Source organism: Pedobacter sp. JY14-1, from assembly GCF_029269825.1.
Lineage (GTDB): Bacteria > Bacteroidota > Bacteroidia > Sphingobacteriales > Sphingobacteriaceae > Pedobacter.
Genome location: NZ_JARJHU010000008.1, coordinates 462,456 through 489,004 on the forward strand (window position 1 = coordinate 462,456; position 26,549 = coordinate 489,004).

A 26,549-nucleotide genomic window follows, 5' to 3' on the forward strand; every position below is an offset into this window, starting at 1 on the left:
ATTAATTATTGTGAGATCGGGTATTGACCTCTCGCGAATGGAGGGCCGGAATAAAAGATCGTGTCAAAGCGTAATACACTTTCCCTTGCGCTTCCCCAAATTCCAACAAGTCATTAACTGTTTTACAGTGTTGCTCGTAATAATCGGAATAGTCCCTGTCGCGAAAAAAAGAAGGATGTGACTCGAATGTCGAATTCATCAGATCATTAAATTGTGCGGTTTTACTATGTGTCCAGAAGTACTTTTCTCCCTTACTCCTCCCATCAGCCCCAAATATTGATATTTTATTGGCAAATGAAGATGCTATTGGTATTAGCAAATTGGTCAAAATGTTACCATTATCTTTAACATAAATCTCCTCAGACGTTGGAAAATGGAAACTGGTATTCCGATATTCAATGCCAATAAAATATTGAGATAAGTCTTCAGCGCGGTTCAAAATTAATGGTAAAGTGCTAATGGGGACAAATACGAAACACTTGTATTTTCTAACTACTTTGAAGACGCAGTCCCTGAAACTCTCAGCGTACAGACTCGGTCCAAAATGAAAAACTGGATCAGCAAAAACTAAAATATCTGGCCCACCTATATATGTTAAAAAATCATCATTTTTAACGATGCTATTACATATCAGTTTTAGATCATAGGTTTCAAAATTATAGTCCTTATAAGCATCGAATGAGGGTCCTGTCACAAAGCAAACAGCATTCTCTCTACCCATTATACGCTGTTGTAGCACAGAAAAATTTCGCTTAGTAACTTCTTTATAGTATGATTTAGACTCCTTGTTCATCGAATTGTGACAAAGATTTTGCCATGCAATAGATTCTACATATGAAAAAAAATAAGGATCGGTTATCTCAATCTTACCAATATTCTTTAGTATGGCCAACTTAAATATGTACCTAAATTTCGTCAATACTATAATCGACGCGCTACTAAAGAGCATATTGTCATTTACTGAATGTTCAAGTCTGACACTGAATCCACTAGCTCGATACTTATCCGATAGATAATTTGATTTTTCAATATATTCAAAGTTATCTGATGAAACCAATACTGCGTTCGCCAGCACTTTTTCATCAGGCAAAAACCAGCTAATCTTCTTTATAAGATCTGAATACTCCTGCTGAGAGGTTGCTTTATAAAATACGATCGGACCATATTCACTTTGAGTTGTAAATAACTTCTTGATAACCCTAAAGATAAGATATACTAGCCTCCTAAGGAAAATGCTAAAGAAATCTCTCTTACCGAACGCGTGCTGATTTGCCATATTTAAATGTTGTATTGACTTTCGTTATTAAAAAGAAAAACAGAATTATAAAATAGATAGAATCTAAATAATAAAATCCAAAAAATGATTCGGTCACTGAAATTAAGATAAAGTAAACTAAAAAACCGAGATATAAAATTATCAATTGCCGCCTTGATGACCAATAATTCGCACACGTTTTAATTGTCGATCCTATAAACCATAACAGTATAAATAATAGAATATAGCCATAATCGAAAATAATTGAAAATACGGAATTATGGGGATGTACCATTATGCTATTAGATGATAACCCGAAAATATGGGCCCAATAGAAGGATACTCCAGACGCATAGTGACCAAATAGACCATATCCTACCAAATGTATAAGCTTGAAATTTAAAAGCTCCTTCAGCGAAAGCAGCCATATTACGAATCTGGAATTTCCGGTTGCGAAATCTTCTGATGATCTCGAAAAGTCAGAAAATAAAGGTATCGCTGCCAGCATCGGTAATAAAACCGAAATTAACAATGGTCCTAACAGCCATGCCCATGTAATGAATCTTAACTTTTTAATCTCTTTCCATCTACTTATCCAAAATAATAACGCTGTAATTATAATCGGATACACAACTGCAGACCTAGAATCAGTCAAAAATAGCGTCAAAAGCGACGAGGCAATAAAGGCAACACCGATGAGATTCCTTTGTTTCATTACGAAGAAGTAAACCAATTGAATAGTCAACACTCCACCGACGAGCGTCCCATAGCTGTTAATTCCGTTAGTAAAAGGAAATTTTACTCTTGGATAGTTAATACCGAAATATGATAAGGTAACCGAGTTACCAATGTCAATACCTTCTTCGTCTGTACCTTTGAACCCAATGGACCAAAAAATAAGGTTGGTCAATATAAACAGGAAAAATGGAGAAATTATTATATAGTAATATACGTCAAACCGATCTTTAAACCGCTGATCGATATACCTGAAAACTTGGTGACACGCTGTAGCGAAGAACACAAATGAGAAGAAGTTAAGATAACGAGTATTCGCGCCGACAGCGGGATTGTTATCTCGAAGCGTCGCTATCGACACAATTGAAATTAATAAAAACAATAAATTCGCACTAGTACTGTGCATATATGACCTTCGGCGCCCAATTGCTTGATTTTTGAAATGATACTTTATCGTCAACCAAATGAGTAAAATAATTGGTAAAAGCTTCGTTAATGGGGTATTTACAAACCGTTCCATATATAAAAACAGCAGCAAAAAGGTGATGATTACATCCAAGAAGTTCGCAAGTACAGTTTTCAATACTATTGTAATTTATGTCATAATGTAATTCATATTAAATCAGTCTTGTTGTTGAACTTAGCTTTTATCCAACGCTTTACATATCCGCCAACTATTTTCTTCGCATCTATCAAGGTAAAATAATAACTGTATATACCGGTCTTTGTCAATTTATTGTATTTATAAAACGTCTTAAGATTACAATCAGAATATTTATCAGATAATCTTTTTAAAAAATTTCTAAGACTATATACGTTTTCATATTTAGTGCGCGATGTCAAGTCAACGTAAGAAAGAAGATATGGTTTCTTAGTAAAATACTGATTTACTTTGCTTCGATATGCCCTATTTGCGTACTCAGAATCTCCAAGATACTGAGGAAAGGTTTTAAAGTCCAATTCTCCAATTAACTCAAATACAGCTTTAGAAAGAACCATTCCTCGGCCATGGTTATGATTTACGGGAGCGTAACTTAAATTAGATTTAAAATCATCCAAGGTCAACCTCCTTTCAAAAAACGGATTTTTAAAATCTTTTATCGTCCCAAGATCTGAAAAAAGACCATTAGTAATATCACGAGATCCACAGTTGAACATAAAATATTCACCATTCAAAAACCTTAATTGACTAATAACTTCTAAAAGGTCTTGAAAAAAAAATTCATAGAGCTCCACATCATCATTCAAAGAAAGGACATAATCAACATCGTATGTGCGAAAGCAAACTTTCATTCCTTCATTGAAGCATTTAGTCCACCACCAATTGCCATCTGTAGTGATTAAGGTAATATTTGGGAATTGCTTACCTCGTGCATTAACTATGTCAACAGTGTTATCCGTCGACTGATCATTAACAACGACTACATGATAATCAAAATGATCTATGGAAAAGTCTTGTATCTGAGCAAGCAGCCTATCTAAATAAGCAACACGATTAAAAGTTGGAATTACAATACCTAATTTGATCATACATTATTTAAAAATTCCTCAAGATTGATTCTATCATAAGTTTCAAGATATCCACCATCTGTGGCATTATAAATTTTTCTGCCGTGAGAAGTGAAAGCATTTCTAGCCAGAGCATAGCTATATTCACTTTGAGGTAAATCGGGAAGTTGCCATAACTGCCCACCAGAAAAATATCTGCTGTCAAAATGATTTTCATCTACATTTCCTGAAGATACCAAGCTATTTTCAGCGCCTTTGCTACTAAAGTAATGATCACATCCAACTAACGCTACCTCACTAAATCCCATATGAAAAGCTAATTCCATTGCTACAAATGTGACCGTGCCTCCTTGATTGATACTAATCGTACAATCTCTAACAAACGATTTTATAGGGGCCGAATGAAGGAATGTAACATTTTTTCTTCCCTTAATGATTTTATGAGCCTTCGAATCTAAGAAAAGAGGCAAGTCTGTGGAATTATAAAAATCTCTATTTTGATCAATTACGTGACTATTGACGGCCACAATTGCACTCGGACGAAAGTCACTTCTGTCAAATAGTAAATTCACCTTGTTCAGCCCAAAAGTAAATACATTCTTTAGCGAATCAAAATCAACTTTATTTAGACTAGGACCATTACACATAATCACAGCCTTTTGCCCAGAATATTGATTTCGAAGGTTTTTTAGTTTTCGTCTAGAATCGCCAGCTAACCCACTTAAATCCCACTTTAAGCGATCCAAGATGATTCGATAAGCAAACCCGTATGGGTTCAAGTGCTCATTTGAATTAAGAAGTGGATTTTCATTCTTTCCCATCTTATAAAAATTTAAGGTAAAAAACAAGATATAATATCATTAAGGTCACCGGTATTAAAGATGCTCTTTTCTCGAAGTCCCAAAAGTTGACGTCTAAGCTTTTTATAGAATGAATTGTGGCATACCAGCTATAAAACCCTAAATATCCGATTAGTAAACCAACGGGAATAGCATATACTCCTATTAACTTGCTTAGAAGTAATGCGGAAATTATATATAATAATCCCGAGACGCCATCAGCAATATGAGATATTACATGGTTGGTCGAAAGATAGACCTGCATATGCATTGCACCATAACGATGTATAAAAAAGGCTAAGCCGATTAGCATCCAGAGTGGTTGACTTACAAAAGGCACCTCACTATGGATAGTTGAAAGTATAAAATCTGAAAAAACACCGACAAAAATAAAACCTAGAACGTACACAATATGGCTTATAAACATTCCTCGTTTCACTGTTCTGATTAGGGTTGACAAATCATTGGATACCCTTAACCTCGCCAAAATAGGAAGTTTACTATAAAACGGTGCCATTGAAATATCCTTGATTTGATTTATTATACGTATAGCTAACAAATATGAAGCGACAGCGGATGCGCCACCTACTTGTGCATATACCAACCCGGATAAATTCGTCAGTCCAACTGACATGAAGTTTGATATACCACTTCTCCAGGCTTGAGGCCAGATTTTGTTAAATATTGTGCGGTTGAAAGGTCTACTTACGGAAACTAGGTTAAAAAAACCATTGTTTACTCTTTTGCAAAGATACCAATCTCTAAACGTAACTAACAGCGCCCAAAATTGATTAACTAGTACTAGATTCAACAATGAAGGCGAGATAATTAATACTAACAAGCTTGATAATATACTACCTACAGAAGTGATAGTTTCAACTCTTCTTACTAAGGCAATTTTATATAAACCTTCTAAAAAATTCAGATAGATTTTACCATAGAAGCTTATACAAGAAACCAATAAAACAACCCCCCAGCTCATCCATGACTGTCCAGTACTTGAAGCGTTCTTTATAGGGCCTGCCATAGCCCATGTACCAAAACTACTTCCCAATATTAAAACTAATATTGTCAACCAAGTATATATAACTTGCATTGTAGATACTAGTTCAGTAAGCAAAGGGATGTTAGGTTCTTCTGATAGAATCTCCGTTGATTTCTTGTTGACAAATGTACCAATATCTTTAGCCCCGCCGTAGGCAAATGAAATTACTCTTGAAAATGTTTGTCGAAATCCTAAGTCTGCGAGATTTTGTAGAGATATTATTGTCGAAAACAAATACCATAATACTATATCTCCAGGGGCAAACTTCCTTAACACCAATGGTAGTACAGCGAATAGGGAAAGCGCCCTGGTCGAATAGCTTAACCAAGTCATTAGCGTGGGAGAGTCCCAAAGTCGCTTAATCATAAGGCGTATCCTTTCATGTCAACTTCAATAAAATCAAGTCCCCTTCGTAGGTGACCATTGAACCTTGCATCTTCTTTGTAGTATTTTTAAATATATCTGAGTTCTGGTTGACTAATTGACTTGGAACAGTGACCTTAATTTTCGATACATTAGACTGCAAATCAATCACAGCAAGCAGATATAATGAACCGTCAGCAAGATGATAACAACGAATACGTGTATTAGCCTCTGCAACGATTCCAAGAGAAGAATTTGAAACATTAGTTGCACCATTCAATAAATCCCTGGTTGACTTCACAAATTTTACAATTGGAATCATCCGATCACTATTTATAAAGAATCGCTTGACATCCATAGTACTTTCGCTAACCAAGAAAGTGTCCCATGGAATTAAAGCCTCAACATTATTAAAATATGAGTAAAGATAAAAACCTAGTGTTTTTCCTTCATTCCTTGACGCGTAAGAAAATATCTGTCTTTTCTTCAACAGATTACTATTCTTTATTGCAGTGTCTACCTGGTCATAATTAGCAGAACTTTCAGCAAATTCAGCTATTCCAGCATCAAAAACTTTATAGATATCGGTCCATTGACCACCAAAATTATTTGTTAATAGAACAACGTTAGCAGAGTAGGTCTTCAACGCCTCCTTCCATTTTTTAAGAAAGGCAATAACAGACTCTCTCTGAAATTCTTTGAAATATTTAAAATATTTATCATTTGATTGGTTTAAACTCAACTTGAAATCACGATAATCAAACCCCCTCTTAAATGAAACCCCTCTTTTAACTAAAAATAGATTAAATGCCCTTAAACAGAATGTACAATAGCATCCGCCCCACTCCACCGCATGATCATTAAATCTTGCGTCATCAACCATAATTCCATATGCGCCCATATCAACCATTCGTTCGGATGCTTTTAGAAAAAGTTCTTGAAATTGTACATTATTAACACAACCCCAATATGGATTAGATATTTTCCACGCACGCATCCAAGGAGCAATTATAGGCTTGCCATACAGATTTACCATTCGCATTTTCAGGCTACTATAACCGAATGAATCAGTTACTTGTGGATTTATAGCAAGGCTGAAAGGTATTCCAAGATTAGATAGCTCGTTGAGTTTATCAGTATCATCACAATATAACCAGTCTAATCGTTCAACCTCAAACTCCTTAGTAACTTTAAGCGTACTAAGTGTATCATTAGAATTCCGAGGATGGAACCACCTTGAAGAAAGAACTATTTTGCTGTTTTGCGCAAGACAGATACTCGACATAAAAACTAACGCACTAATGATAAGGTTGCGCATGGCTTTGTATCAACTTTTAGACTAGTCTAAATCCTTTAAAACATTACTTATACCACCATCAATCTTCAAGTTCGCCCCATTGATAAACCCAAGTTTATCCTCTGCTAACAAAAGTGCCAATTGGGATACTTCCTGAGGCTTGCCGATCCGCTGACTTGGGTGCAATTCGTTAAGCATTTGAACTTTAGCCTCATCGTTATCAAACCCTTCCCTTAACATTTGGGTATCAATAGCTGCCGGACTAATCGCGTTTACTCTAACTTTGCCTTGTAGATCTACCGACATAGCCTTGGTTAAACCTACTAATGCACTCTTCGAACTAGCATACGCAACGAATCTCTTTTTTGTGAGCTGCTGGTGAATACTCGCGATATTAACAATTGACCCCATAGATCTCTCCAGCCTGGAAAGAAAAAACTGACTTAGCATTAATGGGCCAGTCAAATTTACGTTTAGGGTTTGGTTCCAATCCTCAAGCCTTACTTCAGATACACTGCTGAGAATCTGTACGGCCGCATTATTCACAAGCAAAAACAATTCTGGAATTTCCTGGTCAAACTTTGCCTCCATCTCTGACTTGTAATTGAGATCAGAACAGTACTTATGTAAGTCAAATTTGAAGAACTTGTCACAATGTGGCGCATCAGCATCATTGATATCCAGACCAATAACATGATAGTCGTTTTCCTTGAAAGTCTTGGCTAACTGGCGACCAATTCCCCCAAGCACCCCGGTAATTACTACTGATTTTCTACTGTTCATCATCACTTTACGTCTAAGAAACCAAATAAAATATCTATTGCCCTATAGCTCGCTCTTAATACTGCTTCTTTGGTATTTGAACCATTATGAGTTCCAAAAATGCATTGCTCAAATTGACGTAACTCACTGTTTGCAGGAAGTGGTTCAACTTCAAAAACGTCTAAGCCTGCAGCGCTTACCTTACCTGATTTTAAGGCGGCTACTAAGGCTGTTTCGTCAATAAGCGGCCCCCTGGCTACATTAATAATTTTAACCCCATCCTTCATTTTAGCTATGGAATCCGCGTTAATCATATGGTGCGTGCTTGGTGTCAAAGCACATGTGGCAATCACAAAATCTGCTTCTTCTAAAGCCTCGGGAAATTCATAGATGGCGTCTACTCCTGCATTTTCAGCGGTCAAAGATGTAAAAGGATCGTAAGCATTGATTTTCACATCAAAACCTTTGAGTCTTCGTGCTACGCCCAGGCCGATATCTCCCAAGCCTATTAATGCGATTGTTTTATCAGTTGAGGACATACCGGCTGGCTTGATCCAGTTACCTGCCCTCACTTCTCTATCTACCCTGTAACTTTCCCGAAGTAGTCCGGTGAAATAAGCAAGTGCCATATCGGCAACCTCATTACCAAACATCCGCGGTGTATTTTGGATTGGAATACCGAGCTTTTCACATGCTTTGAAATCGACATTGTCTACACCAACGCCCCATTTTACCGCGGCCCTCAGTTTTCCATTTTTACCCGCAGTGAATACCCTTTCCGTTGCGGGGTCATCTCCGATAATCCAGGCATCCACATTGGGAAGAATTTCTATCAGTTCATCTTCTGTAAGAATTTGAACAACGTTTGGTGTAATTAACTCTATATTTTTCTCTTCAAATAAATGTCTGAGCTGATCGATAGCTCGTAACATTGGCGGGCATGTAACTAGGACTTTCATGTTATATCAGGTTATTCAGGTTTTTATATAATAATTCGGCCATGATGAAATTCAACTCGACATCAATGTCTTGCGCTTCGGCTTCCGGCATTTCAAACATATAGGGACGATCACCTATGCGGTTATGCTTCCGTTCTAAGATTTCCTTGGTGAACAAATAGAAGCATGAATTTTCTTCGAAAATCGGAGGTAAGTCCTGAGTTCTAAGCAGAATATTGGCGTTATGGTTGATTGGTCTAGACAGGCTGTCCCAAAACCGCACATGCCTTCTCGTTACAGAGAATAGCGAATCATACATCGGGTATAACTGAAGAAACTTATTGATCCCGTCACTCAAAGTTTGTGCTGTGAGTATAGGATTTGTACTATGCGTCTGTAAATAAAATTCGGAAGGTACCTGATTAATGGAATTTAATAAAACATCATTCATTGGGATTGCTCCATCTCTTAAATGCTCAGGCCTTTCCAGAACTAACACAGAAGGAAAGAATTGGTGCGTTTGCTCGATCACAATCGGACTATCCGTGTCGATCACGACCTGATCGATCTGCCCGCAATCGAGCAAAGTCTGAACAATATGATGGAACAGAGGTTTTCCGGCAAAGTCACGGTAGTTTTTACCAGGTACACGCTCACTCGAGTGGCGCATGGGTACAATTGCAGTTATTTTATTCATTTTTTTTAATAATCTAATTCTGAGTAATTGATTCTTTCTCCGAAGCCGAGCTGGCTTTCTTCCTCTCGGCGCTTGAAGAGCATGCGTCTGAACTCATTAGGATAATACATTCTCATTCTAAGCGTTTCATCCGGCTTCTCCTTCCGGTTATATCCAAGATAGGTTCCCCAAAACTGCAAAGTTCGGAACATAATAATAGAACCGATTTCGGAAAGAAATTTCTTGTCATGCACGGCATGTACCGCATCGGACCAAATATTGGAATTGGTTAACCTTATAAAGCTCCAAAATGAAAACTTCTCTTCTGGCCTGATACTTTTTAATGCGATGGCCTCACGACGATACCTGTTTTTAATTCTTGAAGGCGTCTCCTCATGCACATGGACAATGGGCGCATAAGCCTCGTAGGCAATTGTATGGCCCTTATCCTGGATCATTGTTGCCCAGGCTAAATCTTCAAGACCGGTCAACTGTTCATCATAAGGCTGCTCTTCCCATAAACTTCTTCGCACTGCAGCATTTGCGTTATTACAAAAAGGTATGCTTTGCTCATAAGATGAAACCGTCGGAAACCACTTTTTAAATAACTGATGTTCAGAATACTTAGTTTGTTCATTTCCAACTTGCCGGCCATAAACTAAAGCAACCTTCTGATTTTTGAATGGTAGCAACATCTTTTCAACCCAATCTGTATAAAGCGGATAAACATGCGCACTTGCCAACAACAAATATTCCCCGCGAGCCTCCCGGCAACCTATATTTAGCGCCCGTCCGAAAGAAAATTCCTCCGGCCGGATGGTTACGATTCTCGCTCCAAAATCTCTGGCAATTTTTACTGTGTCATCTGTTGAACCTGAATCCACAACGATTACTTCGATTTCAGATCGGGTCGTTTGCAGCTCAATACCTTTAAGCAGCTTGCCTATGTGTTTAGCTTCGTTGAACGATCTAATGATTATACTACACTTTGGATGAGTCATAAGATATGTTTATGATTTTGACCGTTTGAATAGTTTCGCAAATAGAGACTTCTTATTGGATTCGCTTCCGTAATTTCCGTAACCATAGCCATAACCGTAGCCATAGCCGTAACCATAGCCATAGCCATAACCATAACCTTTGGTAGCCTGGATATCATTGACTACGATGCCAATTGCCTTCATCTTATTGTTGCTGTGCAAATCCTCTACAATATTTAACTGATCCTTATGAGTATAATTCTGTCTGACGAGGTATAAACACATGTCAGCATGTGGAGCAATTAATTGCGCATCTGTTACAATACCCACCGGAGGTGCATCAATGATAATAAAGTCGAATTGTTCTTTGAGCGTGTTGATAAGATAGCTTGCGCGATCGCTCAATAACATCTCCGCTGGGTTGGGTGGTACTGGACCGGAACTGACAATAAACAAATTGTCATTTAATGGCAATGGTTTGATAATATCTGAAATAGCCACCTTCTGATCGATGATAAAGTTGGTAAACCCAACATTATTTGGAATATTAAGTTTTGCCGAGAGCCCAGGTTTTCTCAAATCAAGTTCCATTAGCAGGACTTTCTTATCAGACAAGGCGAGAATATTTCCAAGATTAATGGTCACAAAAGATTTCCCTTCGCCGGACATACTTGAAGTCAGTAAAATTACCTTTTCATCTGCGGACTTGAAAAAGAATGATAGGTTTGTCCGTAGCGCTCTGAATTGTTCGGATATTGCTGAGCGGGAACTATTGGCAACCACAAGACTATCATTTTCTTCGTTTCGACTTATCTCACCAACTACCGGCACCCGAGTTGCATTTATAATATCATCCTTAGTTTCGATCTTGTTATTTAGCGTATGGCGGAGATATATTAAGCCGATTGGTATGGCGAAACCGGCAACTAAGCCCAGAAGGTACACAAAATTCCTTTTTGGACTTATAGGCTTGACAGCAGCTTTGGGTGGATCTATGGTTTTTGAATTGGCAATGTTAGAGGTCTTTGAAATTGCCGTTTCTTCTGATTTTTGCATCAGGAAAATGTAGAGTTCCTGCTTAATCTGCTGCTGGCGCGCTAAATTAAGATAGTTTCTCTCGATCTGTGGGACCTCTTGTACCTGAGACTCTGCTTTCCGCATCTGATCCTTTAACCTGTTACGAGTTATAATAAGCCCATTCAGCGTCGAACCTATATTTGCCTGGATATCTGCACGGGCGTTTGCAATTTCCTTATCAAAGAGAACAATGCTCGGGTTGTTTTCTGTAACCCCGATCAACTGCTTGGCGCGCTCAAGTGTTAACTCATTATATTTCTGAACAGCAGCATTAAAGGTCATGTCAGCCGGTGTAAGCGAACTTGGCAAAACGCGTTTATTGTTAGTATCATCTTTAAGATATGCCTCCAAACTTTCCAAAATACTAATCTGCGTTTCCACTTTTGCAAGTTCATTTACATATTGAGTAGTGGTCTGCACAAGTAATTTAGACTGTTCAGACATATCTGCCAGGTTATTTCGTTGTTTGAAGCCTTGAATATTTCCTTCAAGATCACCCAATTCACCTCCAATAAAACTTAATCTATTCTGGATAAATTTGATGGTACTATCCGCGACCTCATTTTTATCTTTCAAATTACCCTGTACATAATTAAAAATTAACTTGTTCAAGATGTCTTCACCTTTCTTCTGAAGCGGATATTCAAAAGAAAGGTCAATGATCGTGATCAACTTATTTTTAACCTCTACATTTAACTTATCCATTAAATCAGCCACCTTGGTATCGACAGATTTAATATTGATGCTATAACTATCAACTTCCCTGGGAAGATTCGGTGACTGAAAAATTTTAACTACACCAACTTCCGGTAAAAAAAATGACTTGTTCAGCATTACGACTGTATCGATCTCATCAGAATTGATTGAAATTCTGTTGTTAGCTAAAAATTTCAAATCTATATCTGTCGTCTTTATTGTATCCGCAGGAGAAACTATAGATAATTCGATTGGCGATTTATACAACTCGACTCTTTTAATAGCACCCTGACGATAGTACGTAATATTTAATTTGAGATCTTCTACCACTTGCTGCATCAAATACCGCGTTTTCAGAATTTCCGCCTCATTGTCCACAGTACTTTTTCCACCAAGCAGTCCGCCAAGATCGCCAAGTAAGTCTCCGCTACCCATTATACCTCCACCCTTCTTCTCGTCGTTCACAAGTACCTTAGCCGAGATACTATATGAAGGAGTCTTATACCTCATGTATAAGAAAGACAACGCCAGGCATATAATGACGGAAATTACTATCCAATGCCAGTAATTAAGCGCCTGCAACGCGAGCTTTTTAAGGTCTAACCCTGATTCTTCATTAGAAATGCTTTCTTCAACTGTTCTGTTCATCGGTATAGACGTTTATTATAATCTGGAAAATAAAATAACTAAAACGGAAAGCGCAGAACCAATGACCGCAAATGTCTGGGTCCGGAACTGGTTGAGAGAAGCAGCCTTACCTTTATTCGGTTCGACATACAGTACATCGTTTTGCTTTAAATAATAATAAGGGCTGTTAAAAATATCCTTTGAATTGAGATTCAGCCTGGCAAATTCCTTTTTCCCATCTGTTTCCCTGATTAGTGTAACATTTTCCCTGCGACCAAAAATTGTAAGATCCCCTGCAAGACCTAAAGCATCCAGAACACTGACCTTCTCATTTGGAATAACATAAGATGCAGGCCGGGCAACTTCACCGAGAATAGTTACCTTAAAGTTTGCAAATCTGACCTGTACATTGGGATTTTGATAAACCGCAGAAGCTCTTTCTTTAATTAAATCGCGTGCCTGAAAAGTTGTGAGACCTGAAACCTTAATCTTACCAACAACAGATAAATCAATTTCTCCATTTTTATCAACCAAAAAACCGGCGGTCGGGGGCGTTGCTCCTAAAGTCGATATAGAACCTGTATTGGTACTAATGGCCTGACTGGCTGCCTGATTTACCACCATATTTGTATTTGGGTCGATTGTAAATATGGATACGGAAAGGATGTCATCAGACTGAATTGCGGGTTCGGTAAATTTTGCGGTATTTGCTAATTCAGACTGTTCTTCAGGGCTTATATCCTGAAAGTATGCAACATTTTTGGTTGAGGTGCAGGAAGTTACTGCAATGATTAAAAGAACTAGCAGAGCGCCTGTCACCTTAAATCGATTAAAGTTTCTGTTCATAAGTAGTTAGATATTTTCATTTTTGATTGCAAAAGTACCGTTTAAATGTCTAATGTAGATACCCATATTTTTGCATTTTATGATTTAACGCCAAACAGCTGTCTGTTTAAAAAGGGATACGAGCCTAATTTTTTATACAATATTCCACTCTCCACAACTGAACTCAGTGCGCTAAGGTGTCTGTCGTGGTGGAGATCTGTACCTGCAACATCATAAAGCTTGCTTTCGATGATATATTCAGCAGCCTTTTTAACTTCCTTACCATAATACCCGGCAACAGAAAGGAGGTTTAACTGCAGCAACACTCCCATATCCTTATATCGCTTCAATCTCCTGAGGTCGCTATGATAAAAATTATATCTTTCAGGATGTGCTAAAATCACGCTATACCCCTTAATCTGCAGATCGAAAATTGTCTTTTCGATATTTGGCGTCTCATTCAGATAAGACATCTCAATCAGGATATTTTTACTTGGCAAGCACAAAAGGTCGCCCGATATCTTAAAATTCTCGTCGACCATATACTCTGCCGCTGAAGATATTTCGATTTTTAGGCCAGCAGCGGATAACGCGTCTTTTACCAATTGAAGCGCAGGATTTATTGTTTCGGCAGTGTTCGGATAGAGCTCCTTAAAAATATGCGGTGTGCAAATCAATTTTTCAAACCCCAAATTCATCATCTTTGAGATATACTCAATTGACTCCATAACCGTTTTAGAACCGTCATCGATACCTGGCAGCAGGTGGTTGTGTATATCAACACCTAACCAATTGATGTCAGTCACAGAGCTGGGCTTTTTTTTAAAAATTGAAAACATCGGATTTAAAATTAGTCGAAAAGCTATATCACTTAGTGTATAAAACACAATATCCCAAATGCCACGCTAAGGTATTATATTTTTTCAATAAAACACGACAATAATGAACAAAATGAACGAAAGTTGGCGATATAAAGCAATCATTAAGAAATCAACAACTTATGCGGCCCTTAAAATCTATATTTTCCAATTTATATTACCACAAATAAGCCAAACCTACCCTCATATGTATATTATTAACATCCTGTTTGTCCCAGTTCCAATAATCTTTAGCAGAGAAACCAGCATTGACTGCCGTATATTGGTAGTTATATGATCTTATATAACCAATTTGTGAGTTTAATATGAAATTTTTGTACTTCCAATCAAATTTTCCTGTAAAAGACATATCCACCCAATGTCGACGAGAATCGTTGACAGCTGAATAATATAGATCATTGTTATTGACAAGGCGCTCAATCTGCAGACCGATACGTTTTAGGCCCTTGACCCAGCTGACATCCATAGATTGGAGGTTGCTGCCCGGTCCGATGCCAGCTCCCAGAACCTGACCCAGATTTGTATATCCATCACGGACCTGTCCGTGAACATACCACGTAGGCTGCGCACGGTTAACGCCTGTTCGGGCACCTTCCAGTTTGGTAAACTCAACACCAACCTGTATAAACTCATCCTGTTTGTTTAATGCAACGAGCTTCCTAACGCCTGCTATATAAGCGCCTGAGTGTTCCGGCTCCATAAGTCCATCACGTAAGTTATAAGGATGATCATTCCGGCCATATTGGAGATAAACTTCTGCCTTACTTTCAGGCATTACCCAACGCGCAAAGAAGGACGCATATTGGTCACGCTGCCGTTTGTCTTCATTGTTCGGTCCGGTTTCGATGCCTTGCTTTTCTATGGATGAAAACAGCGGAAAGTAATCTCCGAATTTACTACCCATTGCATCCCTGTAGACAGTGAATGTACGATCAAATCCTAGAAAAAGTTGAGGAACCCACTTTGGCTGATAGGTGATTACAATTCCTGAAAGGTAGCGCCAGTCGTCAGGCTTTTTGGTGAAAACAGGGTTATTCACTACAATACCCGATTGTTCAAGCCTGCCTGCAACAATCTGGCTCTCAAATGAGCCGATGGGTGTATTGATTGGTCTGGTGGTGTTCAAAGTGATGTGCTTAAAACCAGAAGCATTATTGCTCATCAGCAATGAGTTTCTGACCCCTGGCCCCCACCACAGGTTTTCATTAGACAAGCCGACGGAAACGGGGTCAAAAGTAAGCCTGATACTGCTTTGCCCCCATGTCATTCTGGAATATGGGCTGGAACCGTAACGCTCCGGAAGATCGATCCGGTTTTGAAAACCTGCATATCTAAGCAAGAATTGATCGCCGTTGCCCGCTTCGTACGTCTGCCTGAAATCCTTGTTTTCAGCATAAACATATTCTGGCCTGAGCTGGATGCTCAACGGACCTATTTTAGCAAATACACCTGCGGAGAGTTGGGTCTGATAACCCCGGGCCTGCGCCATGGAGCCATCGTTCCAGCCATAGGGATGATGCCCGTTAAATTGCTGAATTACCGTAACAGGTAGTACGGATACAGAGACCAGGTCATTATTTGAAGAATACAGCTTTTTAGCAAAGGCTCCGAGCGAAAGTCCTGTTTCCGGATCTAAAGTATAATTGTTGCGACCGGAAAGGTGGATCGGACGCACCATAAATGAAGCCTTGGAGGTATCATTGCCAAGAAGTTGCTGCCGCCTCATGTTGTCCTCCAGGTTATCTAACAGTCCTACAGACACTGTCTGTGCAAAAAGACTGCTACAGGCTAACATCGGAATGAACAAAAAAGATAGTAGGTGTTTTTTCATAATTGCTTATTTTTCAATCAATTTAATCAAAATAGATGGGAAAGGTTTTGCCTAACCCAATATAATAATATGGAAAGTTGACATTAAAAATCAGTATAAAGATTGCGGAATGAAGATCGGATACCAATATTGAAAAAGTGTTGTTTATCGTTATACTGATTGTTCTTTTCTTGTCTCCAAACGTACCCCAACTCCAACCTGAGGTTATTCTTGGGGTTCAGCACGTATGCAAGCTTCGCGTCGGCGTAGAAGAAGTTGGTCTTTAGACCATTGCCCGTGAATATTCCTTCATCGCTAACGCGTGTATCATAGCTCTTATAGATGTTCTTTCCAAAGTTAAGACTATCGGTATCTAAGCCATAAATCGCAGTATTCGCCTGCAATCGAAGGTCGAAACGCTTGTACCTGTAATTTACAATGGCCAAAAACTCCCTGAAATTGGCACCGAAAGGATGTGCCAGTGGCTGATTGTAGTGCCCATAGTTGGTAAAATGCTCCTTTGACGAATAAGAATAGGGTCGCGCGGTGTTGAATTCCAGTTGAGCATTCAGCCTTTCGATCTTAAAAAGATCAAACCCTTTTATCCCGAGTTGCTCGCCGTGCTTGGTGGCCCAGTGTCCTTTGCCGGAAAAGAAATCCTTGCCCCGGAATTCGTTGAGCATAAACTGTCCGTAAATAACATAACGATCGGCAATCTTATAGCTTGCATTCAAACCAACGAGGACCTTATCCGGTGAGCCATTAGCAAATTCAACTGGCCGGGCAAACACAAGTGGGTTGACGTAGCTGAAATCGAAGCCCCTGGGTTGCCACATGACATTTTCGAATAAGCCAATACTTAATTTTTTAGTGGCATTCCAGCTTAGATAATGGAAAATGGCGTTTTTCTTTGGATAAGGATTGTCTTCGCCAAGAAGCTCTTTGTCGAAATGATCATAAAAATCAATCAACTGTGCATACATAGCCATGTACCGGACGTTTCCGAGACTGGCGGTAACTTTGAAAAACGGATAATTGAAGGCATTGTCAGAAAGCAAAAGCGAACGATATCCGTCTCCTATAAAGTTTTTATCATAGCCGAGTTGAAAGTTGACATATTTAGATGGTGTGTACGATAAGGTGCCTCCGGCGTACCCGTAATCAAAGCCGTCCTTACCATAGCCCCTGGCTAATCCTTGTCCGGGTATAACCCTGTTTTCAACAGCAAACCTGGTAAAGTAATCTGCAAAACGGCCCTGATCTTCAAAAAAATGCGAAGTAAAGGCGAATTGCCGGCCAATAGTGCCGCCAAGTTCCAGCCCCCTTGTATTGGTCCACAGCGTCTTCCGGCCATCGCTGCCAATCTGCAGGTCGGGTAAGAAATCAAGATAGAACGTGTAGTCATCCTGGTTTACTTCTACCAGGTGCTGAGTAAAAAGCTTCCGAAAGACCCAGTTTTTAGATTGCCAGGCTTTAGCTTCAGGGTAAAGACTCGTGTATAGGCTATCACGCGAATAACTGGCACCAATTTCTTGGCTGAACAAAGGGCTTAGGGCCGGATGAATCGCAGCTGTAGTATCAAAATAAATTTGCCTGCCTAATTTGAGGTTGAGATCACGACCTAACGGTAATAGCTGTGACTGGGATTTTACCTGACTTGTAACTGCAACAAATAGTATACAAAGCAACGTCCTAAATCTTGCACACCCATTTCTATCTAGCATATTCTACCTGCATATTATCTTAAAAGTTATTAGTTTTCAGAAATTTTTTCGAGGATCTCTTCTCCAAAGCTTTTGCTATGAAACCTCTTATCAGCGACGAGTGGCTGCGCTTCACCTCCAGAGAGATCTTTATTGAACTCGTGTGCTTTACGGAGGTTCAGGGTGCGTTTATAACGCTCAATATATAATGACAAGAGCCCATTTATACTCAGTATACTCAATACGATCAGGCTAACCAGCTGAGTATTTCCGAGTTCCTGCAGCGACAAGGCCATAATTACAAACAAGACATTTACTACGGTAAGCACCAGGGTAGACTGCATGTGGCTGAGCCCCAGAAAAAGCAGGCGATGGTGAAGATGATTACTGTCTGCGGTAAATGGCGACGTATTCTTGAGAATTCTCAAAGTAAATACCCGCAGCGTGTCGAAGATGGGTATAACAAGCATCGCGACCACAAGGCCAATGTCTGCTGTCAGTTTTAACGTACCGCTAAACACTTCACGGCCCTCCATCGTATTTAACAATTTAAGGCTGAATACTGAAGCGAGGAAGCCGATCATCAAAGATCCTGAATCGCCCATAAATATGCGCGCTGGCGTAACATTGAAGAACAGAAAACCTATAAGTGCTCCTGTAACAGCTATAGCCATATAGGCCCAGCCAAGCTGCCCGGCAGTATAAAAGAAGTAGGCAAAAAGAAGGCTGAACATGACACCAAGAGAGGCAGCCAGGCCGTCAATACCGTCGATAAGATTGTACGCGTTTACGATTCCTACAATGAAAAATACGGTCAGGGCGATGCTGGAATAATAATCAAGCTCATAGATATTTAGCAAACCGTGCAGATTTTCGATCCTTAGGTCGGCCATGATCGCAATGATGAATGCATTGGTAAACTGGGCCAGGAACTTAATAAGCGGGCTTAACCCCACGATATCGTCCTTAAGACCGATCATGAAAAGAATAAGGCCAGATGCCATCAGTAAATTGGCCTGGGGTAGCAATGCTGTAGGAATAAAAAGTGCGGATGAAAAAAGGAAACCGGTAAAAATAGCGATTCCACCGAAGTTAGGGACGATTCTTTTGTGGACCTTACGAAGTTCAGAAGGATCATCAAACAGTCTTTTGCGAAAGGCAACGGTAATCACAGGTGGAATGGACAAAGTCACTACCAGCAGACTTGTTAGAAAGATGAGTATAAAGAGCATGTAGTAATTATTTAATCATATCTGCTTATAAGCAAGAATGACGCCAAAGGTATAAAATTGAGTCGTCATCAAAAACTATTAAGCGGAAAGAAATGTTAAATAAAGATTAACATATGTATCAGCCATTCCTTTTAACGTAAAAAATTGCTCATAGTGAGCGTAAGCGTTCGAAGATAAGTTGTAAGCGTTAGCAGAAGCATGAACGCATGCCTGTGAAAAACTTGAAGGATCATCGAGCTCGAAAAAAGCAGCCTGGTGAGGGGAAAGGAGTGACTCGAGCTCTGGTATTGCCGACAAGACAAGAGGTACTTTGAGTGCCATGGCTTCTAAAACAGCTAATGGAAGCCCTTCAGATCTGGAAGGCATAAGAAAAAGATCAAAATAAGGAATGTACCTGAAGCCTTCTGTGCGTTCACCGAGCATTATAAAACGGTCATTGAGTTGATTTTCTCGAATCAATCGAGTCAGAACACTTCTGTGTGGACCATCTCCAACGACGACGAAAGCATAATTGGGTTGTATCAGTAAAAGTTCAATCACCTGTTCGAATCCTTTGCGCTGGTCGAGGATGGAAACCGCTCCGGTAAGCAGGTATTTTTGCTTTAACTGTTCAAGCAATTCAAGATCAGATGGCGCCAAATCAGCATGATGCACCGGCAAATCTCGGCCATTGGGAATTACAGAGCTTGATACTAAGTCTAAATGCCGAAAGGACTTGCTGGCAGTATGATTCAGAAACACAACATGATCCATATTTCGAAGTGCCAGCTCCCACATTGGTATGGCCAGACGACTCTTAATGCGGCCATGAGTAAATTCCAGGTCTTGGTAAATAGCCGTATGAAGTGTACAAATAAGTTTACACCCGGCTGTTTTGATCTGCTTCTTATACAGCAGGCAATAAAGATCCGGTCGCAGCAAATGAGAGTGGATGATGTCGAAGTTCCCGAAATGGATTGGCTTCAGGAAGCTGATTTGGGTTACTTTACAGGTAAAATTCAATTCTACGATATCGTCGAAATAAAAAACTTCGCAATGGTGACCACAAAGTTGCAATTGACGGGTCAAGTCATTGACCATGATAATGGGCCCTTTATTTGCAAGGGAAGGTATGACAAAGGCAATTCTCATATGGTCAGAATGCAACGATGCCCTTTAAAGCCGCTGCAAGCCTGTTAATGTAGTATTCATCGTTATAGTATCGTTTAAATGCCTCACTGTATTGCTCCAAAACTACACCCGCGTCTGGGCTAAGCTGATTTTCAAAGTTATGGATTTCTTTTGCAATTTCGGTTGCAGTCGCCCCTGCATGGACTGGAAGGGCGAATGGAGAAATGTTCAGGTTGGTTTTGAAGTCGTCGATGACGTCTGAATAGATCGGGATGACGCCATGTGCGAGGTAGGAGTTCATTTTTGTTGGTGTAGCAACACGATTTACGGAGTGGTCAGCTCGCAGGAGGAAGCCATATTTAGCAATAGCCAGCTGATTGGCAAGCATGTTCAACGGAACAGATTCTATGACAACATTTGTTATTCCATAGGCCTTTACTTTTTCGTGTGCTTGTGCCGTTTCGTGTGTCAGAATACGGAGTGTGGCTTTATGGTTTTGCTTTTCAACAATTGCAAAAACAGACAATACCAGGTCTATCTGTTGCCAGGCACTAAGCGTACCGACATAAATAAAACTTGGCTGCCGGTATTTTCCGGTCGTGAAGAATGACTTCTCCCGAATTTGCTGATTATAACAAGGCATTATTAAATAGTTACTCCTGGCATAACCATATACATGTCGATAATGTTGTAACATTGCTTGCGAAACAAACAGATTAAAATCTGCATGACGAAGCGTTAAGCTCTCAAAAATCCGCCAGAGCCACTTTCTCAGCGGATTGCGGTACACCAAGAAGGCTTCTTCAGGGGTGATTCCCTGAAACCAATTGATCTTTATGTTATGCGGATATCTGAGACCCGCAAAAAAGCAATCTTTAGCTTCTACTGTAATAATGATGTCTCCCTTGCCTATTTCGTTAAGGCTATTGACACGGCTGGACTTGAATCCGGAGCCGGCCACGGCCCTTTCGATTAAAGATATATAATGCTCGGTGGCAGGATTAACGGATCTTCTTTTGAGATACAACTTAAACATATTTCCCGCGCGTAATAGAAACAATATCAGCGGCTGCCCGGCCCATGCCATATGGGGATGCGTCGGACGAAGTCTTAAGTGGCTTTCTCAATAAATCTTCTGCGGATTTGACAATGGCATCTTCATCGGCTCCAACGATTTGAACGCCTCCTGCTCCGAGAACTTCCGGACGTTCCGTATTTGACCGCAATAACAAAACCTGCTTCCCAAGGGCATTCGCTTCTTCCTGAATGCCGCCGCTATCGGTGATGATAAACTTGCAGATTTTCATTAACCAGACAAAAGCTGGATAATTTATCGGATCAAGAAGATAAATATTTTCGGTTCCGCTGAGTCTTTCCCGCACTATGCCATTAACGTTAGGATTTGGATGCACGGGATAGATCAGTTTGACATCATAATTTTCAGCAACGCGCTTTAAGGCTGAGCATATGGCGTCGAGACCGGCGCCAAAATTCTCTCTGCGATGGCATGTAACCAGAATTACGGGTACTTCGGTATCAACGTATGACTTTATATGCCGGATTTCGGGAAAAGCCTGTGATTCAATCTTACCGGTTGCATAGTGTAATGCGTCTATAATGGTATTACCTGTGATATAAATATGGTCCCGGCAAACGCCCTCGGAAAGTAGGTTATCTCTTGCATGTGCAGTTGGCGCAAAATGCAAGGAAGCTATCCTCGCTGTAAGCTGCCTGTTGAGCTCTTCCGGAAACGGCGAATAAATGTCTCGGGTACGCAAACCAGCCTCAACATGGCATACCGTTACTCCGGCATAATAACCAGCAAGCGCACAAATTGCAGATGTTGTTGTATCGCCATGGACAAAAAGTAAGTCTGGCCTGAAATCCTTAAGGACGGGTTCCATTGCAAGAATCACGGCCGCTGTAAGTTGATTAAGGTTCTGACCCGGCTTCATGAGATTTAGATCATAATCGGGATGAACGTTAAAAAAATCAAGTACCTGGTCGAGCATCTCGCGGTGCTGCGCTGTTACACATATCCGGATATCAAAAAAATCCGGTTGATCCCGAAAGCCATGAACGACGGGTGCCATCTTTATGGCTTCAGGCCTGGTTCCAAATACAATCAATACTTTCTTCATCTGAACCTTACGGCTTTAGCATAAAAATAATACAAGCAATCCTGAAGCTTATAGATAAACCAAGATATTTTCGAGACAAACTGTCCGTGACATTTTTTGAAGTATATAGCGCGGCTGGAATTGTATAAACTTCGTTTGCTGCCTGCGTCTGCAGTACTCGAGGCGCCTTCTATGTGAACTATTTTTATCTCTGGCAGAATTATAGATTTATACCCGAACTTTCGAAACCTGAATGACAACTCGGTCTCTTCAAAATAAAGAAAAAAATCTTCATCAAACGGGCCTGTCTGATCAAGTGCCGACCTTCTTACGAACATATCGGCTCCAGAGACGTAATCAACCCTATGGGGCGTTGCTGATGAAACTTTAAGTCCACTGCTCAGTGCTTTAGCAAAATATGACGGATAAAGATATTTGAAGCCGAGAGATGAAATGGCCTCCAACAGTGACGGAAAGTTCCCATAAGATATTTGGGGATTTCCATTAATATCTATTAACGAGGCCCCGCAACAGGCTACATCGGCATTATTATGCAATTCCATAAACTGATAAAAAGAAGATATGGCATCACTGATGAGGAAGGTATCTGAGTTTAACAAAAAAATATATTTGCCTTTAGAAATCTTTATACCAATATTGTTTGCACAACCAAAACCACTATTTACTTTATTAAATAAGTATTTTATGGTTGGAAATGATTGAAGATGCCTTTTCAGGCTTTCGTCATACGGTCCATTATCAACCACAATGACCTCAATGGTGTTGCCATGGGTGTATCTATAAACAGACTCAACACATTGAATGGTAAGATCAACTGTATTGTAATTGACTATGATAACAGATACATCCATGCCCTGGTAAAAGTACAGATTATTTTTCAGGAAGGGCTCTTTTGAGCAAATTGAGGATCACCGTACGTTCCTCCAGCTTAAAAGAAAAAATTGCTCCACCGGTGACCAATACGAGCACTAAAGCCGTAAGTACAATGCGTAAGACGATATGAAACCCAGTGAACAAAAAGTAATTGAGTGACCAGGCAATCGCACATGAGATGATCATAACGGAAATATAACTAACTGAGATGGGCAAAAGGCGTCTTGCCGGAACAGGAAACTGGAGTGCCATTATCAATGCAACCAGAGCATGAGAAATAAATAAACTGAACGGGAACAAATAGAAGCTGAATCTGTCATATAGACCGAGATTTATCACGATCATTATCAATTGAGCAAACGTCCCGAGGAATGCAAACCGGAGACCATTCTGCGCCGAAATTAAGGCTGATCCAAAAATTTGATACATAAACACTGCAACAGCGGACCAACTATAGTACATAGTAAGCCGTGAGATATCCTGCAAAATAGATTGTGACATTTCTCCTTTTTGATAAAGTAACCGCACTATAGCCTCAGGACAAGCAGTGAACATCCCGGCAATAAAAATTAACACCAATAAACCAAACTGATAGATCTTTCTAAACTCCTCAATGAACAATCGATGGTCATGTTTACTATAACTGCGGGTGAGCACTGGAATGAGTAACGAGGTAATGATCCCGACAAGTACTTCAAGAGGGATGTCAGAAAATTTCCTCGAATAGTCAAGGACAGATACTGAGCCAACTGCAACGGAACTTGCCAGTCCCCTTTCAATTACAATATTCAGCTGAGAGCTTAAATAAATAAAGAAAAAAGGGAAAGAGAACAGCAGAAATGGCCTAAAGTTCTGAAGCCGGACACTGGACAATTTGAGGTGCAACTTTACTCCCCGCCTTTTTAGCTGATAAAGGAGTAAAATCAACAGGAGAATCAGGCCAACATAATAGGATATTGCAAGAGTGTAGATGCCAATTGCGTCAGCAAAAAGTACAACGATCACTAACGTAAAAAGCTGGGTGAAGAACCCAAGTACTTCGGGTATAATAAAAGAGCCGTAAGCATTGAGTATACTGGCGAGAAGCTTTACGATCTGTGTGAGCAGGAAACTCGGTGCGACTATCCGGATCATTAACACCAGGCTTGTAAGTTGGGCGTCCTTATAAGCTGGAGCAATAACCTGAGCAATTATTTTAGGGAATAGAACTACCGCAATGACCAGTGCTATGCTGACTAAATGAGTAAATAACAGCAAACTATTTGCCCGCTCTGTAGCAGCCGCCTCGCCTTCCTCCGATTTTAAAAAAATAAACTTAGCTCTGAATGTATCATTGATTGCTCCCCAGAGGACAGTATCAATGACGATGACACAGGTTAGTGCAAGCAACCAAACATCTCTTTCGAAATTTACGCCGAAATAGCGTGCCGCTAAAGACAGGTTGACAACAGCGACTACTAACCTGATGACTCTTAAGATGAAAATTAAAGTTGCGCTTTTCCTCAATGATGATGCTTTATAACATTCAAAACTTCTCTGTTCAGCCTCTCCCTTTCTTTATCAAAAAACCAGCCCCATTTATTAAAGTATTTTATCGCCGACATCATATGGATCCTTAGTAAAGCTCCGTTTTTATACGATTCCTTCGCATGACCATGGACAATTTGCGCATAAGGGTAAAAAATTGTCTTTGCATGCCTGTGAATCCGGCGGTTTAAATCGTAGTCTTCAAGATACATAAAATATCGTTCATCAAAAACGCCACTTTTCTTAAGGGCATCAACCCGTGTAAACATAAAGCAACCTGAAAGGCAAGGGGTATTGAGAATATCGTTATAACTGAAAGCATGCAGTTCATATTTGCTGTTACGCTTTTTCAGCGAAGCGTTATTTGGGAGAAATCGTCGGCCAAAAAGATCAATCGGTGAAGGCAGTAGTTTACATAACCTTTGCAATTCGCCATCTGGATATACGACTTTGGGCATTAATGAGCCAACGTCGCGATTTTGTTCCATAAAGCTGTAAATTCCTTCAAGTGTTCCAGGCGCAAAGGTGATATCGGGGTTCATTATCAGATGATATGCACATCCTGCTTCACTTGACCTTTTAATTCCTATATTATGAGCCGAACCATAGCCAATATTGTTTTTATTAAAGATATATTTTATCCGACTGTCTCCTACAATCCTTCGTAAATCGTCCGAAGCAGAATTGTCAATTAAATATAATGTCCAAACAAGATTGCACTTCAATACACATTCTATCGTTTTCAAGATAGATAAATCATTGTGGTACAACACAATGGAAACAGATAACTTGGCTTTAACTGAACTGGTCACGTTGAAAACTAAAATTAAGTAATAACCATATCCTGATTATAAACTGATAGAGATATGCAAAAAAGAATGTAAATCGAAATCTGATAAGATAAATAAGTGAGGCTCCGAGCGGCCTGATTAAGAATTCAGGGATAGCGGAGTAAAATTTGTACTTGAATATGATAAAACAGAACCCAGCACTGTAATTCTTAAATCTGGATATCAAGCGACTAAAGGTTAAATTGTTAAAGGTATGAACCTTTGCAGGATGAAAATTATAAATAATTGAGGTGTAATAATAATGGCTACCATTTCTGTTAAGCCTTAGGAAAAGATCTAAGTCCTCACAACTACCAAATTTCGCACCTACACCTAAATCTTCATTAAAGTATATCAATTGCTTATTGTTCAAATAGCAAATTATTTGATTAGGTGACCCGATCAAAGATTTCATTTTTTGTGGAACGATATGCCCTTCCCGGTAAATAAAACCCATATAAAGATTGTCAAGCGAGCCCTGCTGGAAAATAGGCATAATATAGCTCTTATCATGCTCAACAACTGACTTGAACTTTTTAAAGAAATTAGAATCGAACGAAGTGTCATCATCAGGAAACATAATATGCCCGACTACTTTTTGTGATTCCCTCAAAAGTGATAAGCCTATGTTCCTTGCCCTGGAAAGTGAACAGTTCGCAACTACGACAGTCTGAATATCTACTAAATTGTTAGCGCCTTCAAACTTAAGTGGTGAATTCTGAGAAATAATAATAAAATAAATTCTTAAGTCATTGTTATTTACCAATATTGATTCAATTAAGTTACCAATGCTCAGCTGATTTACATGGGTAGCGATTAAA

Annotated in this window: 22 protein-coding genes; 1 reads left to right on the forward strand and 21 read right to left on the reverse strand. The window is 39.6% G+C overall.

The features are described 5' to 3' along the window. Nucleotide 1 precedes the first annotated feature (1 nt). Entirely contained in the window at nucleotides 2-1,276 is a 1,275-nt protein-coding gene (locus P2W84_RS15550) for a hypothetical protein (RefSeq protein ID WP_276091078.1), read from the reverse strand. Nucleotides 1,277-1,647: 371 nt separating this feature from the next. On the opposite strand from P2W84_RS15550, the gene P2W84_RS15555 reads away from it, so the two are divergent. Next, entirely contained in the window at nucleotides 1,648-1,983 is a 336-nt protein-coding gene (locus P2W84_RS15555) for a hypothetical protein (protein WP_276091079.1), read from the forward strand. 619 nt (nucleotides 1,984-2,602) lie between these two features. Here the strand turns inward: P2W84_RS15555 and P2W84_RS15560 are convergent. The 20 genes from P2W84_RS15560 to P2W84_RS15655 all read right to left on the reverse strand — a co-directional run bounded on the left by P2W84_RS15560 (nucleotide 2,603) and on the right by P2W84_RS15655 (nucleotide 25,710). Beyond that, nucleotides 2,603-3,520 carry a glycosyltransferase gene (locus tag P2W84_RS15560; protein ID WP_276091080.1) on the reverse strand — a complete coding sequence of 306 codons (918 nt, stop codon included), beginning with the start codon at nucleotides 3,518-3,520 and terminating at the stop codon, nucleotides 2,603-2,605. Continuing rightward, complete coding sequence (locus tag P2W84_RS15565; RefSeq protein WP_276091081.1) at nucleotides 3,517-4,320, reverse strand: 6-hydroxymethylpterin diphosphokinase MptE-like protein; 804 nt, start codon at nucleotides 4,318-4,320, stop codon at nucleotides 3,517-3,519. Before P2W84_RS15565 ends, P2W84_RS15560 begins: the two co-directional genes overlap by 4 nt. Before the next feature lies 1 nt (nucleotide 4,321). Beyond that, on the reverse strand, nucleotides 4,322-5,716 hold the full coding sequence (locus P2W84_RS15570) for a hypothetical protein (RefSeq protein ID WP_276091082.1): 1,395 nt from the start codon (nucleotides 5,714-5,716) through the stop codon (nucleotides 4,322-4,324). Between the two features lie 46 nt (nucleotides 5,717-5,762). Beyond that, nucleotides 5,763-7,064 carry a hypothetical protein gene (locus P2W84_RS15575; protein ID WP_276091083.1) on the reverse strand — a complete coding sequence of 434 codons (1,302 nt, stop codon included), beginning with the start codon at nucleotides 7,062-7,064 and terminating at the stop codon, nucleotides 5,763-5,765. 21 nt (nucleotides 7,065-7,085) lie between these two features. Then, complete coding sequence (locus P2W84_RS15580; RefSeq protein ID WP_276091084.1) at nucleotides 7,086-7,829, reverse strand: SDR family oxidoreductase; 744 nt, start codon at nucleotides 7,827-7,829, stop codon at nucleotides 7,086-7,088. After that, complete coding sequence (locus P2W84_RS15585; protein ID WP_276091085.1) at nucleotides 7,829-8,764, reverse strand: phosphoglycerate dehydrogenase; 936 nt, start codon at nucleotides 8,762-8,764, stop codon at nucleotides 7,829-7,831. Before P2W84_RS15585 ends, P2W84_RS15580 begins: the two co-directional genes overlap by 1 nt. Nucleotide 8,765: 1 nt before the next feature. Then, nucleotides 8,766-9,440: an acylneuraminate cytidylyltransferase family protein gene (locus P2W84_RS15590; protein WP_276091086.1), complete on the reverse strand. Its 675-nt coding sequence runs from the start codon at nucleotides 9,438-9,440 to the stop codon at nucleotides 8,766-8,768. Nucleotides 9,441-9,445: 5 nt separating this feature from the next. After that, on the reverse strand, nucleotides 9,446-10,420 hold the full coding sequence (locus P2W84_RS15595) for a glycosyltransferase family 2 protein (RefSeq protein ID WP_276091087.1): 975 nt from the start codon (nucleotides 10,418-10,420) through the stop codon (nucleotides 9,446-9,448). Nucleotides 10,421-10,429: 9 nt separating this feature from the next. Next, complete coding sequence (locus P2W84_RS15600) at nucleotides 10,430-12,820, reverse strand: tyrosine-protein kinase (protein ID WP_276091088.1); 2,391 nt, start codon at nucleotides 12,818-12,820, stop codon at nucleotides 10,430-10,432. A gap of 15 nt (nucleotides 12,821-12,835) precedes the next feature. Beyond that, nucleotides 12,836-13,645, reverse strand: coding sequence for a polysaccharide biosynthesis/export family protein (locus tag P2W84_RS15605; RefSeq protein ID WP_276091089.1), 810 nt, complete (start codon nucleotides 13,643-13,645; stop codon nucleotides 12,836-12,838). 77 nt (nucleotides 13,646-13,722) lie between these two features. Then, nucleotides 13,723-14,463, reverse strand: a complete 741-nt coding sequence (locus P2W84_RS15610) for a CpsB/CapC family capsule biosynthesis tyrosine phosphatase (RefSeq protein WP_276091090.1) — start codon at nucleotides 14,461-14,463, stop codon at nucleotides 13,723-13,725. A gap of 196 nt (nucleotides 14,464-14,659) precedes the next feature. After that, nucleotides 14,660-16,333: a capsule assembly Wzi family protein gene (locus P2W84_RS15615; protein WP_276091091.1), complete on the reverse strand. Its 1,674-nt coding sequence runs from the start codon at nucleotides 16,331-16,333 to the stop codon at nucleotides 14,660-14,662. An 83-nt stretch (nucleotides 16,334-16,416) separates the two neighbouring features. Beyond that, nucleotides 16,417-17,856, reverse strand: a complete 1,440-nt coding sequence (locus P2W84_RS15620; RefSeq protein ID WP_276091092.1) for a hypothetical protein — start codon at nucleotides 17,854-17,856, stop codon at nucleotides 16,417-16,419. 209 nt (nucleotides 17,857-18,065) lie between these two features. After that, nucleotides 18,066-19,247 (reverse strand): MraY family glycosyltransferase, encoded by a 1,182-nt coding sequence (locus tag P2W84_RS15625; RefSeq protein ID WP_276091093.1) that lies wholly within the window; start codon nucleotides 19,245-19,247, stop codon nucleotides 18,066-18,068. A 78-nt stretch (nucleotides 19,248-19,325) separates the two neighbouring features. Beyond that, complete coding sequence (locus P2W84_RS15630) at nucleotides 19,326-20,378, reverse strand: glycosyltransferase family 4 protein (protein WP_276091094.1); 1,053 nt, start codon at nucleotides 20,376-20,378, stop codon at nucleotides 19,326-19,328. A gap of 4 nt (nucleotides 20,379-20,382) precedes the next feature. Beyond that, a complete protein-coding gene (locus tag P2W84_RS15635) occupies nucleotides 20,383-21,393 on the reverse strand; it encodes a hypothetical protein (protein WP_276091095.1) in 1,011 nt (336 codons plus the stop codon). Next, the gene (wecB, locus tag P2W84_RS15640) at nucleotides 21,386-22,498 is read right to left on the reverse strand and encodes a UDP-N-acetylglucosamine 2-epimerase (non-hydrolyzing) (RefSeq protein ID WP_276091096.1); all 1,113 of its coding nucleotides are present in this window, start codon (nucleotides 22,496-22,498) and stop codon (nucleotides 21,386-21,388) included. The genes P2W84_RS15635 and wecB overlap by 8 nt, the downstream gene beginning before the upstream one ends. Continuing rightward, on the reverse strand, nucleotides 22,495-23,349 hold the full coding sequence (locus P2W84_RS15645; RefSeq protein ID WP_276091097.1) for a glycosyltransferase family 2 protein: 855 nt from the start codon (nucleotides 23,347-23,349) through the stop codon (nucleotides 22,495-22,497). The genes wecB and P2W84_RS15645 overlap by 4 nt, the downstream gene beginning before the upstream one ends. 19 nt (nucleotides 23,350-23,368) lie before the next feature. Continuing rightward, nucleotides 23,369-24,877 (reverse strand): lipid II flippase MurJ, encoded by a 1,509-nt coding sequence (locus tag P2W84_RS15650; RefSeq protein WP_276091098.1) that lies wholly within the window; start codon nucleotides 24,875-24,877, stop codon nucleotides 23,369-23,371. Continuing rightward, nucleotides 24,874-25,710, reverse strand: a complete 837-nt coding sequence (locus P2W84_RS15655) for a glycosyltransferase family 2 protein (RefSeq protein WP_346348966.1) — start codon at nucleotides 25,708-25,710, stop codon at nucleotides 24,874-24,876. The genes P2W84_RS15650 and P2W84_RS15655 overlap by 4 nt, the downstream gene beginning before the upstream one ends. Nucleotides 25,711-26,549: the final 839 nt, after the last annotated feature.

Bases quoted from the DNA above. Each gene is read 5' to 3' on its own strand.
- P2W84_RS15565 (WP_276091081.1), bottom strand. From the start codon at position 4,320: ATGGGAAAGAATGAAAATCCACTTCTTAATTCAAATGAGCACTTGAAC.
- P2W84_RS15610 (WP_276091090.1), bottom strand. From the start codon at position 14,463: ATGTTTTCAATTTTTAAAAAAAAGCCCAGCTCTGTGACTGACATCAAT.
- P2W84_RS15595 (WP_276091087.1), bottom strand. From the start codon at position 10,420: ATGACTCATCCAAAGTGTAGTATAATCATTAGATCGTTCAACGAAGCT.
- P2W84_RS15600 (WP_276091088.1), bottom strand. From the start codon at position 12,820: ATGAACAGAACAGTTGAAGAAAGCATTTCTAATGAAGAATCAGGGTTA.
- wecB (WP_276091096.1), bottom strand. From the start codon at position 22,498: ATGAAGAAAGTATTGATTGTATTTGGAACCAGGCCTGAAGCCATAAAG.
- P2W84_RS15645 (WP_276091097.1), bottom strand. From the start codon at position 23,349: ATGGATGTATCTGTTATCATAGTCAATTACAATACAGTTGATCTTACC.
- P2W84_RS15575 (WP_276091083.1), bottom strand. From the start codon at position 7,064: ATGCGCAACCTTATCATTAGTGCGTTAGTTTTTATGTCGAGTATCTGT.
- P2W84_RS15580 (WP_276091084.1), bottom strand. From the start codon at position 7,829: ATGATGAACAGTAGAAAATCAGTAGTAATTACCGGGGTGCTTGGGGGA.
- P2W84_RS15550 (WP_276091078.1), bottom strand. From the start codon at position 1,276: ATGGCAAATCAGCACGCGTTCGGTAAGAGAGATTTCTTTAGCATTTTC.
- P2W84_RS15560 (WP_276091080.1), bottom strand. From the start codon at position 3,520: ATGATCAAATTAGGTATTGTAATTCCAACTTTTAATCGTGTTGCTTAT.
- P2W84_RS15605 (WP_276091089.1), bottom strand. From the start codon at position 13,645: ATGAACAGAAACTTTAATCGATTTAAGGTGACAGGCGCTCTGCTAGTT.
- P2W84_RS15625 (WP_276091093.1), bottom strand. From the start codon at position 19,247: ATGCTCTTTATACTCATCTTTCTAACAAGTCTGCTGGTAGTGACTTTG.
- P2W84_RS15585 (WP_276091085.1), bottom strand. From the start codon at position 8,764: ATGAAAGTCCTAGTTACATGCCCGCCAATGTTACGAGCTATCGATCAG.
- P2W84_RS15590 (WP_276091086.1), bottom strand. From the start codon at position 9,440: ATGAATAAAATAACTGCAATTGTACCCATGCGCCACTCGAGTGAGCGT.
- P2W84_RS15635 (WP_276091095.1), bottom strand. From the start codon at position 21,393: ATGTTTAAGTTGTATCTCAAAAGAAGATCCGTTAATCCTGCCACCGAG.
- P2W84_RS15570 (WP_276091082.1), bottom strand. From the start codon at position 5,716: ATGACTTGGTTAAGCTATTCGACCAGGGCGCTTTCCCTATTCGCTGTA.
- P2W84_RS15630 (WP_276091094.1), bottom strand. From the start codon at position 20,378: ATGAGAATTGCCTTTGTCATACCTTCCCTTGCAAATAAAGGGCCCATT.
- P2W84_RS15615 (WP_276091091.1), bottom strand. From the start codon at position 16,333: ATGAAAAAACACCTACTATCTTTTTTGTTCATTCCGATGTTAGCCTGT.